We start from the raw sequence: 3,550 nt of genomic DNA, 5'->3' as shown, positions 1-3,550 counted from the left end.
CGGAATGACAGTTTCATTGTCATTCAGAGCGAAGCGAAGAATCCATTCAATAACAGAGAGATTCCTCATTCCATTCGGAATGACAGTCTCCATGTCATTCAGAGCGAAGTGAAGTACCCATTCAATAACTAAGAGATTCCTCATGGCATTCGGAATGACAGTCTCCATGTCATTCAGAGCGAAGCGAAGAATCCATTCAATAACAGAGAGATTCCTCATTCCATTCGGAATGACAGTTTCATTGTCATTCAGAAAAGAAAAGAAAACCCAACACCTACTTCTTCCGTATATAGGTATAGAATGCATATCTTTAACTAATACCAAAAAAACGCTTGCAAAACCGGACACGCATACGATCCAAACTCTTACACTCCTTTATACTGGGAATGGTTGCCCTCTATGTGCTCAGTCCGTTGCGCAACGAAGTGTTCAACGTTTTTCACAGCCTGTCACACTACATTCAATCAAACATTGCGCACACCCATCATCATCACGACGACGATCATGACCATCACAGCGACAAGGCCCCGGTAGCGTCACACCTTCAGGAGCCGGACGCACATTCGCATGCGCACGAATTGCTTTCGTTCGTAAAAAAGGCCCTTGGGTTTGCCGATTCCTCCGATACTAGCGAAAATCCTCCAACCGAATTCAAATTCCCTAAACATATTCTTCCGCTCTACGACACACCCTCACAGCTGCTTAGCTATCGCTCCGTCCGACCCATCTTCCGGCGTGGCGCTGCCTTGAGCGGTCGTGACCAGGATGTGACCACACCCCCTCCCCAAGCCTGTTGAACATACGGTATTTCCGCTTTCGGTGTATAACGTGATACGCTGTGTATTTAGGATACACGGTGCTGATGCGTTGTACCTTCCGAAGTAAGGCTATGCCAAACACATTCAGATAAAACGAAAAGCGTTCCGAAGAAGGAACCCAACTATCCATACAAACAATTCAACAGATGAACTATTTATATATAGCATGTTGCATGCTACTTGCAACCCCACTATTCGCACAAACCATGCGCGGCAAAGTGGTCAATCCTCAAAACCAACCGCTCGAAGATGTTGGCATATTTAATCAGAATACAGGACAACACAGCCATACCGATGCCACGGGGTCCTTCACCATGATCAACACCTCCGTAGGTGATTCGGTGTATTTTTCGATCCTCGGGTACAAGACGCACCTTATCGCAGTGTCCCAAAACGATCTGACGACAGCCGTGACGGTCACGATGCAAACCTCCAGCATTTCATTGGACCAGATCGTACTCACGTCGGAGATCACGACGCTTAGTCGCATTGTGGACGTCGACGTACAAACCAATCCGGTGAACTCCTCTCAGGAGATCCTCCGAAAGGTGCCCGGTCTTATTATCGGTCAGCATGCCGGCGGCGGAAAGGCCGAACAGATCTTCTTACGCGGTTTCGATGTGGATCACGGAACCGATGTGGCCCTGAGCGTGGACGGTATGCCGGTGAACATGGTAAGCCACGCCCACGGACAAGGCTACGCCGATCTGCATTTTGTGATCCCGGAGACCATCGAGAACGTTCATTTTGGTAAGGGTCCTTACTACGCCGACAAAGGGAACTTCAATACAGCAGGCTTTGTCGATCTAAGGCTTCGGAAGACCCTGGACAAAAGCAGGGTATCGCTGGAAGCCGGACAGTTCAATACCTCACGTCTGTTGGGTATGTTCAATGTATTTGCTTCAGAAAACAGCAATGCCTATATCGCATCGGAGCTCTACCTTACCGACGGTCCCTTCAATTCGCCCCAGAATTTCAATAGGATCAACGTCATGGGTCGATACAACTACAACCTCTTTGCCGATCAGGAACTCAATGTGACCGCTTCCTATTTCACCAGCAAGTGGGATGCCAGCGGACAGATCCCCCAACGTGCCGTGGATCAGGGACTGATCGATCGGTTCGGGGCCATAGACGATACCGAGGGCGGACAAACCAGCCGAACCAATCTGTTGGTGGCACACACCAAAAAGATCGATGACGATCAGCAATTCAAGACACGCGCCTTTTTATCGCACTACGATTTCGAGTTGTATTCTAATTTCACCTTCTTTCTCGACGACCCCGTCAACGGGGATCAGATCCGACAAAAAGAAGACCGAATGATCGCCGGTGCCGAAAGTGTGTATCAGAAAAAGAACATCACGCTGGGCACCAATACCCAACTAGAGTTCCAGTCGGGACTGGGGTTTCGCTACGACAATGCCAACGACATCGAACTATCCAAGACCCTGAACCGACAAACCACCCTCGACAGGATCGCCCTGGGGGATGTGGATGAAGTGAACACCTACGGATTTGCGAATGCCGAGTTTCAGACCGGCAAGTGGAAGTTCAATCCGGCGCTGCGTTTGGACTATTTCAAATTCGACTATGTGAACGCACTCACCGAAACCTACGACAACCAAAGCGAGTCCAAGTTGGCCGTGAGTCCGAAACTGAACACCATCTATTCGGTAAGCCGAAACTGGCAACTGTTCCTTAAGTCGGGCATCGGTTTTCATTCCAATGACACCCGGGTGGTGGTCGCGAACAATGGCGAAGACATCCTTCCGGCAGCCTATGGTGTGGACCTGGGCACCATTGTAAAACCCATCGACAAGCTCGCGCTCAATGCCACGGTATGGGGCTTGTTTTTGGAACAGGAATTTGTATACGTAGGTGATGCCGGGATTGTAGAACCCAGTGGCAAGACCCGACGTATGGGACTGGAAGTAGGCGCCCGCTATCAGCTGAACGATTGGCTGTACCTCTACGGCGACATCAACTACACCCATGCGCGCAGTACCGAAGCACCTGAAGGCGAGGACCTCATTCCGCTTGCACCGGACCTCACCAGCGCCGGAGGGATCCTGATAGAAGGTTTAGGTAACTTTTCGGGGGCGTGGACCTATCGTTTTGTGGACGACCGTCCGGCGAACGAAGACGGTTCCATCACCGCCGAAGGCTACTTCATTACCGACCTCAACCTGAACTACGATTACAAGAACTGGACCTTCGGCGTCATAATAGAGAATCTATTCGACACCCAATGGAACGAAACCCAGTTCGCCACCGAAAGTAGGCTGTTCAATGAACCCGCACCCGTGGAAGAGATCCATTTCACACCGGGCACCCCTTTTTACCTGCGGGGGAAAGTGGCGGTATCTTTTTGAGGTGGTGAAGGGATGACAGTGAGCAGTGAGCGGTGAGCAGTGAGTGGTGAGCGGGGGATGGTGAAGGGTTACTAGTGAATGGTGAATAGTGAAGAGTTAGGAGTTAGGAGTTAGGAGTTAGGAGAATGGATAATGAATAATGAATAAGGGTTAATGGTTAGAAATTAAAGAAACCTTATCAAACAGAACAAAAAAGAGCTAGTTCAGAAGTGAATTTAGCTTTCTATTTTCCAAATAATCCTTCCGATTTAAATTAATCGCAAAAAGCCTTTATCCGGCCTCAGAAAATATCCCGTAAAATGCAAGGAGGTGCAACGTTAAGCGCGTTCCGCTGTCTGAGGTACGCTAAGGCGTGCC

Annotated in this window: 2 protein-coding genes; both read left to right on the top strand. The window is 49.5% G+C overall.

Annotated elements, in window-relative coordinates; all coding sequences use genetic code 11:
- The first annotated feature begins 332 nt into the window (after window positions 1–332).
- Entirely contained in the window at window positions 333–797 is a 465-nt protein-coding gene (locus AACZ11_RS13000) for a hypothetical protein (RefSeq protein ID WP_339832760.1), read from the top strand.
- Between the two features lie 194 nt (window positions 798–991).
- Complete coding sequence (locus AACZ11_RS12995; RefSeq protein WP_339832758.1) at window positions 992–3,193, top strand: TonB-dependent receptor plug domain-containing protein; 2,202 nt, start codon at window positions 992–994, stop codon at window positions 3,191–3,193.
- Window positions 3,194–3,550: the final 357 nt, after the last annotated feature.

It is taken from the genome of uncultured Altibacter sp., assembly GCF_963972995.1.
Classification (GTDB): Bacteria; Bacteroidota; Bacteroidia; order Flavobacteriales; family Flavobacteriaceae; genus Altibacter.
Note: the sequence above shows the minus strand (reverse complement) of the source record. Positions and strands in the feature narration are given on the sequence as shown.